4 protein-coding genes and 3 pseudogenes are annotated in these 6,671 nt (G+C 72.9%); 4 read left to right on the top strand and 3 right to left on the bottom strand.

The annotated features are described in order from the left end of the window. Window positions 1-109: 109 nt before the first annotated feature. The gene (locus tag ACZ7GX_RS44920) at window positions 110-3,565 is read right to left on the bottom strand and encodes a S8 family serine peptidase (protein ID WP_498786784.1); all 3,456 of its coding nucleotides are present in this window, start codon (window positions 3,563-3,565) and stop codon (window positions 110-112) included. 218 nt (window positions 3,566-3,783) lie between these two features. Here ACZ7GX_RS44920 and ACZ7GX_RS44915 point away from each other — a divergent pair. Continuing rightward, window positions 3,784-4,095, top strand: a pseudogene (locus tag ACZ7GX_RS44915) (alcohol dehydrogenase catalytic domain-containing protein); the annotation flags it as partial. A gap of 66 nt (window positions 4,096-4,161) precedes the next feature. Here the strand turns inward: ACZ7GX_RS44915 and ACZ7GX_RS44910 are convergent. Further along, window positions 4,162-4,329, bottom strand: coding sequence for a hypothetical protein (locus ACZ7GX_RS44910; protein ID WP_498786790.1), 168 nt, complete (start codon window positions 4,327-4,329; stop codon window positions 4,162-4,164). Here ACZ7GX_RS44910 and ACZ7GX_RS44905 point away from each other — a divergent pair. Both ACZ7GX_RS44905 and ACZ7GX_RS44900 read left to right on the top strand, forming a co-directional pair. Next, window positions 4,258-4,509: pseudogene (locus tag ACZ7GX_RS44905) on the top strand (zinc-binding dehydrogenase); the annotation flags it as partial. The gene ACZ7GX_RS44910 and the pseudogene ACZ7GX_RS44905 sit on opposite strands and share 72 nt — an antisense overlap. A 28-nt stretch (window positions 4,510-4,537) precedes the next feature. Next, the gene (locus ACZ7GX_RS44900; RefSeq protein ID WP_498786789.1) at window positions 4,538-4,735 is read left to right on the top strand and encodes a hypothetical protein; all 198 of its coding nucleotides are present in this window, start codon (window positions 4,538-4,540) and stop codon (window positions 4,733-4,735) included. Between the two features lie 54 nt (window positions 4,736-4,789). On the opposite strand, the gene ACZ7GX_RS44895 is transcribed toward ACZ7GX_RS44900, so the two are convergent. Then, a complete protein-coding gene (locus tag ACZ7GX_RS44895; protein ID WP_498786783.1) occupies window positions 4,790-5,983 on the bottom strand; it encodes an extracellular catalytic domain type 1 short-chain-length polyhydroxyalkanoate depolymerase in 1,194 nt (397 codons plus the stop codon). Between the two features lie 433 nt (window positions 5,984-6,416). Here ACZ7GX_RS44895 and ACZ7GX_RS44890 point away from each other — a divergent pair. Then, window positions 6,417-6,671 (top strand): annotated as a pseudogene (locus ACZ7GX_RS44890) (hypothetical protein); the annotation flags it as partial.

Below are 6,671 nucleotides of genomic sequence, written 5' to 3'. Positions count from 1 at the left end.
GGGGGGGGGGGCCGCGGATGGCGGTGGTGTCGCCCCCCTCCCCCCCCCCCCCCCCCCCCCCCCTTCCCTCCCCCCCCCCCCCCCCCCCCCCCCCCCCCCGCCACCGTGATCAAGCCCTGAGGCGATATGCCCGCAGGACGGTCTGGTCGACGGTGTTGCCGTCCGTGTCGGAGGCGACGACCCGCAGCGAGACGTACCCGCCGGGCTTCCCACCCACCGGCACCATCGACCTCACCGGCTTCCAGGTCGCGCCGTCGTCGAACGACGCGAACGCCTTGAGCTCGCGCACGGTCGCCTTGCCCGCACCCGCCTGCCGCGACACGGTGAACCGCACCGGCAGCGGCAGCCCGGCCCGGGCGCTGTTGCGCAGGTCGAGCGGGATCTCGTAGTCCACCTGCAACAGCGGCAGCCTGCCCTCCGCCGTGGCCGCGCTGGTGAAGCCCCACGTCGCGTGCACGTTCGTGGACAGCTCCAGCTGCGGCGCGCCGCGCGCTGCGTCGACGGAGAGCTCGTAGCGGCCGGGCTCGGCGGGCACTTCCCACCGGCCCCGCCGCGGGTCGCCGGTGAACCCGAGCGAGACGCCGTCCCGCCTGAGGTCCAGGCTGCCGTAGCCGTTGGCCAACCAGGACTCGACCGCGCGGTCGGTGGCGAACGGCGAGATCCTCGCCTCGATGCCGTTCGCGGTGCGGGTCACGCCGCCACCGGCCGCCCACTGCACGACCGACGTCCCGCCGAGCCGGGGCGAGGCGACCGCCGCGTTCCAGTCGCGCCGGTACTGCCTGCCCGGCTCGAACACGGCCGGTTCGAGGTCGGACCAGATGCCGACCATCGGGTCGCGCGCGTCCACACCGAACATGCGGCCGATGAAACCCTCCTGGTACCAGCCGATGTCGTGGCCCGCGCTGTAGAACTCGGTGCGCGCGACCGGTGCGACCAGCGCCTCGTCCAGCAGCACGCCGAGGCTCTTCACGGTGTTGCCGCGCACCATCGGGTACAGGCGCTGGCGGACCAGGCCGTCACCGCCCGAGGACCGGTAGCGGGCCTTGACCTCGGCCAGCTCGCCGCGCTCCACCCGGTACGCCTTGCCGGCCGGCAGCTCGCCCTGTTCGGGGAAGAACAGGTTGTAGCTGACCGGCGACGAGTCGACCGCGTGGATCTCGACCTCGCGCCCGATCGGCAGCTGGGCCGCGCCGTGGTCGGACGCCGACAGCACCGGCAACGCCGTCTGGGCCTCGCCCGGCAACGGCAACGGCCCGAGCAGCAGCACAGCAGCCGCGCCCGCGTCCTTCAGCTGCTGCGCCAAGGCGTAGATGTCCTCGTCGCCGCTGTCGACCAGCACGAGCGCGCCCTTGACGTCACCGTCACGCCGGGCCGTGCGGAACTTGTGCGTGCCGGGCGTGAAGTGGGGGCTCGCGTCGGCGTAGCGCACCGGCAGGCCGAACCCGCCCAACGCCACCCTGGGCCGCGCGGCCTTGAGCGTGGTCGAGTAGGACAGCTGCGGCAACGGGTCGCCGAACGCCAAGCCGTACACCGGCGTGGAGCCCTCGACCGGACCGCTGACGCCGGAGGTCTTGCCCGGCTCCATCGGCACGCTCAGGTCGACCTCCCGGTGCAGCGGTCGCACGTCGCCGTCCTCGAGGTCGACCGTGATCGGCTCGCCCCGCGCGGCGTCCAGCCGGACGGTCACGTCGGCTGCCAGCGACACCTTCCCCGCGAGCTCGGTGACCGAGATCGGCGTGTACCAGCTCGCGAGCGCGGAGTGCTGCTCGACGCGGCCGAGCACGGCGTAGTCGGAGACCGGCAGCTTGATCGTGCCGCGGCCCTCGGCGTCCAGCGGGAGGGTGCTCGACCTCCCGTTCGCCAGGTCGACCAGGAGCAGGAACTCGTTGGCCGGCGCCTTGCCGTCACGCCCGGTCACCTCGACGGTGAGCGCGTGGCGTTCCTCCTGCACGTACGCGCCGACCGACGTGGTCAGGCTGACGCCGTCGGCGGTCGCCTTCACGTGCCCGAAGAACGTGCCGAGACCCTTGCGCGGGTCCAGTTGCACGACCACCGGCGCGGAGCCGTGCGCGGGCACCGTGACGTTCGACGGCACGGTGAAGTCGGCGCCCAGGTCGTGCCGGACCTCCAGCGTGACGGGCTGGTCGCCGTCGTTGTGGTAGGTGATCGTCTTCTCTCGCACCGCCGTGTGCGGCCACTCCACCAGCCCGAACGAGAGGCTGCCGACGTCCGCGCGCACCGGCTGCCCGACCGCGCGCCGCACGTCCAGCAAGCCCGTGCCGACGTGGTCGGGCGAGTCCGCGACCGGCTTGACCGACGCCATCAGGTGCGCCTTGAGCTGCGGCGCGGTCCACGTCGGGTGGCGCTGCGCCAGGATCGCGGCGGCGCCCGCCACGTGCGGCGCGGCCATCGACGTGCCGGTCAGCCGCGCGTGCAGGTCGCCGACCGCCTCGTCGGGCAGCGTGCCGCTCGCCCGTGCCGCCACGATGTCCGTGCCGGGGGCGGCGATGTCCGGCTTGACCGCGTAGTCGCCGAACCGCGGCCCGCGCGAGGACGACTCGTTGAGCTGCCCCTGCTTGGTGAGGTTCGCGACCGCCAGCGCCCCGTCGGCCGCGGCGGGCGCGGAGACCTTGCGGTAGGTGTAGTCGTTGCCCGCCGCGACCACGAACAGCGTGCCGGTCTCGGCGGTGAGCCGGTCGACCGCCTGCGACAGCGGGTCGGAGCCGTCGGTCTGGTCGCCGCCCAGGCTCAGGTTGACCACCTTGGCCTTGACCTCGCGGGCGGCCCACTCCATGCCGGCGATGATCGCGCTCTCCGGGCAGCCCCACGTGCCGCAGACCCGTCCGATGGCGAGCTTCGCGCCCTTGGCGACCCCGCTGTACGTGCCGCCGCGCCCGGCGACGGTGGCCGCGACGTGCGTGCCGTGGCCGACGTTGTCCTGGATGCCCTCGCCGGTGAAGTCCTCGGCGGCCACCACGACGTCCTTCAGCTCCGGGTGCTGCTGGTCGTAGCCGGTGTCCAGGACGGCGACGGTGACCCCGGCGCCGTCGAACCCGGCCTGCCAGGCGCCCGGCGCGTCGACCATCGGCACGCTCTGGTCGAGCGTGATCCTCGCCTTGCCGTCGAGCCAGAGCTTGCCCGCGCTCTGGACGCCCACCCGGCGCTCGGCCCACCGCCGCGCGGCCTCGGACTTCACGACCGCGGCCGACGCCCGGAGCCCGTCCGCGAGCAGCGGGATCCGGTCGGTCCTCGCGTCGTCGTAGCCGAAGTCGAGCAGTGCCGTGATGTCGAAGAACCGCTTGTCCACGCGGTCCTGCGCCAGCTCCGCCAGCGCGTCCTCCGGCACGACGAACTGGTGGTCCTCTTCGACGTACCGGACGAACCGCGCCCCGGGCCGACCCTCGATGCGGACGAGCGCCCCCTGCTCGTCGACGACCACCTTGTCACCGGTGATCAACGTGATGGCGCGGGCCTGTGCCCCGGCCACCGGCGCCGCCTGTGCCGTTGCCGGGCTCAGCAGCCCGGCCGCCAGCAAGGCGACCACCAACCAGCGTGCTCGACGCACGTGACCTCCCCAGTCGTGAACGCACTACCTCGGTGGAGACTCGTCAACGCGCCCACAGGTTGCTCGCCCGGTGGAACCGGTCGTTCACGGTCCGGCGCGCAGCGGTGATCACCCGCCCGTCCTGAAGAACCACGCGACTTCTGTCAGGGTGGGAACGGTGGAACAGACGATGACCGCCGCCGTGCTCACCCGGCACGGGGGGGCTCGACGCCCTCCAGGTGCGCGACGACTGGCCCGTTCCCGTCCCCGGTGAGGGAGAGGTGCTGGTGCGGGTGACGTCGGCGGCGGTGAACAACACCGACATCTGGACGAGGGAAGGCGCGTACGGCCTGCCCGGGCAGCCGGACGCCCTGGCCGGGTGGCGTGGCCCGCTGCGGTTCCCGCGCGTGCAGGGTGGTGACATCGCGGGCGTGGTCGACGCGGTCGGGCCCGGTGGGGCGCGCGAGCTGGTGGGCCGGCGGGTCCTGGTCGACCCGGCGATCTACCGGGACGGCGGCCCGCACGCGCCGCCGGTCGGGCTGCTCGGCAGTGAGGCCGACGGGGGTTTCGCCGAGCGCGTGGTCGTCCCGGTCGACCAGGCGCACGACGTCTCGGCGTCACCGCTGACCGACGACCAGCTCGCGTGCCTGCCCGTGGCCTACGGCACCGCGATGGGCATGCTCGAACGCGCCGGTCTGCGCGCCGGTGAGACGGTGCTCGTCACCGGCGCGTCCGGTGGCGTCGGCCTGGCGCTCGTGCAGCTCGCCGCCGCGCGCGGCGCGCACGTCGTCGCCGTCACCAGCTCCGCCAAGGCCGACGCGGTCGCCGAGGCCGGTGCGGACCGGGTCGTCAGCAGGGACGCCGGCGACGTCGCCGAGCAGGTGCGGTCGCTCGTGCCGTCCGGGTTGGACGCGGTCGCCGACGTGGCCGGTGGTCCGGAACTGGCCGCCCTGCTGCCGCTGGTGCGCGACGACGGGCGGTGGGTGATCGCCGGTGCGGGCGGGACCCGTGGTGTCGTTCGACCTGCGCCGGCTCTACCTGCACAACATCGCCCTGATCGGCTCGTCCATGCACACGCGGGAGCACTTCGCCCAGCTCGTCGAGACGGCTCGCGCCGGTGCGGTCAGCCCGCGCGTCGCCGGGCGGCACGAGCTCGTCGCCGTCCACGAGGCGCAGCGGCGGTTCCGCTAGGGCCGGCACGTCGGCAAGATCGTCGTCCTGCCCTGACCGACGTGCCGGCCCCGCTCAGATCGCGGAGCAGTCGGCCTTGTCGGTCCAGTCCGCGCCGCACCGGTACAGCGCGAAGGGCGTGTTGTAGCCGTGACGGGCGCCCAGGGTGTTGTACTCGGCGACGTCGATCCGCTGGGCCACGTAGTGGTCCGTCGCGGTGGCGGTGATCGTCTCGGTGTACGGCGGGCGGTCGGTCGTCGTGGTGGGGTCGGTCGGGACCGTGCCGCCGCCGTCGATGCCCCAGAAGCGGGCCAGGTGGTAGGCGGCGCAGGCGTTGACGTCGAGCATGTACGCGGCGGTGCTGCCGCACTGGGTGGCGCCGGTACCCGGGTCGACGGGCTGGCCGTGGTTCATGCCGGTGATCGAGTAGTGCTCGACCGTGCCGCCGTAGACGCGGTGCGGGTAGCCGGCCACGGTGTCGCTGACGTCCGGGGTCTGGTCGGTGCCGTTGACGTCGGTCCACTGCTCGACCAGCTCGGTGCCGTTGAGCGGGCGCACCGTGGTGTCCGCGGTGCCGTGCCAGATGGACACCTTCGGCCGCGGGCCGGAGTGCGAGGACGCCGCGCGGACCTTGTCGCCCCACTGGGCGGGGCTGAGGTTCGTGCCCGGGTTCATGCAGCCGAACGCGGACGCCACCGAGGTCGCGCAGTGGTAGGGCAGGCCGGCCACGATGCCGCCGCCGGAGAACACGTCCGGGTAGGTGGCGAGCATGACCGCGGTCATCGCGCCGCCCGCGGACAGGCCGCTGACGTACGCGGACGTGGCGCCGTTGTCCTGCTTGGCCTTGTCCACCATCTGCTTGATCGACAACGCCTCGCCGGAACCGCGCCGGGTGTCGCCCGCCTCGAACCAGTTGAAGCAGGAGTTGGCGTTGTTCTGGGACTTCTGCTGCGGCGCGACGACGGTGAACTTCCACCGGTCGGCCAGTTGCAACCAGCCGGTGGCCGTGCCGTAGCCCGTGGCGTTCTGCGTGCAGCCGTGCAGGGCGACCACGACCGGGCGGCCCGCGGGCAGCCCGGCGGGCACGTAGCGGAACATCTGGAGGTTCCCGGGGTTCGTCCCGAAACCCGTGACCTCCTGCAGGGTCGCGGCGGCGGCGGGTCGTGGTGACGAGACCAGGTGGACCGCGGTGGCCAGCACCACGGCGAGCACCGCGACGAGTGTCGCGGCGGGACCGCGGACGGCCGGGACAGGGCGACGATCCGACATGCGCATCCTCCACGTTGAGTGATGGCGGTCACTGTTGATACGCCGACGCTAGGAGTCCTGCGGGCCGTCCGTCGCTGGTGGACCCCGCCACTCTTCATCGCCCGCCGATGTGTGGAGCCGCCACAGCCCCGGAGCGTCACGAGCGCCGGACCGCCGCGACGCCGGTGCTCCCGTGCCGATCGCACCCGGTCGCGGCGCGACTGACCGAACCTTACCGACTTCGGTTCCGATACTTTCGTAAGCCGCAGAAGGTAGTGCGAGCAGCACTACCTTGGGCTCTACCTGCATTGTTGCGTCTCTATAGGTGATCTCAATCCTTGACTCGCGCGATCTTCGGCTTTAGTTTTCGAAAGCGTCGACGTCCGCTATCGCAACTTTCGAACCGAGCCGGTGCACCGCCCGGCGCGGTCCGGTCGTCCCCTTGGAGGAAGTGATGTCCAGAACTGCTGTCACCGAAGCCGGCAGGCCGGTGGCACGAGGAGGGCCGCGACGCGTCGCGGCACTGGCCGGTGCGGTCGGGCTGATCGGCGCGTTGGCCGTCGTCCTGCCGAGCGTGGCCAGCGCGGGCACCACGTTGGGCGCGTCCGCCGCCGAGAGCGGGCGGTACTTCGGCACCGCGGTCGCGGCCAACAAGCTGGGCGACTCGACCTACGTGGGCATCCTGAACCGCGAGTTCGACATGGTCACG

It is taken from the genome of Actinosynnema sp. NPDC037264, from assembly GCF_055603705.1.
The sequence above is the reverse complement of the archived record's forward strand: the minus strand, read 5'-3'. Positions and strand labels throughout refer to the sequence as shown.

Excerpts from the sequence above, each read along its gene's own strand:
- ACZ7GX_RS44895 (WP_498786783.1), bottom strand. The coding sequence starts at position 5,983 with ATGTCGGATCGTCGCCCTGTCCCGGCCGTCCGCGGTCCCGCCGCGACA.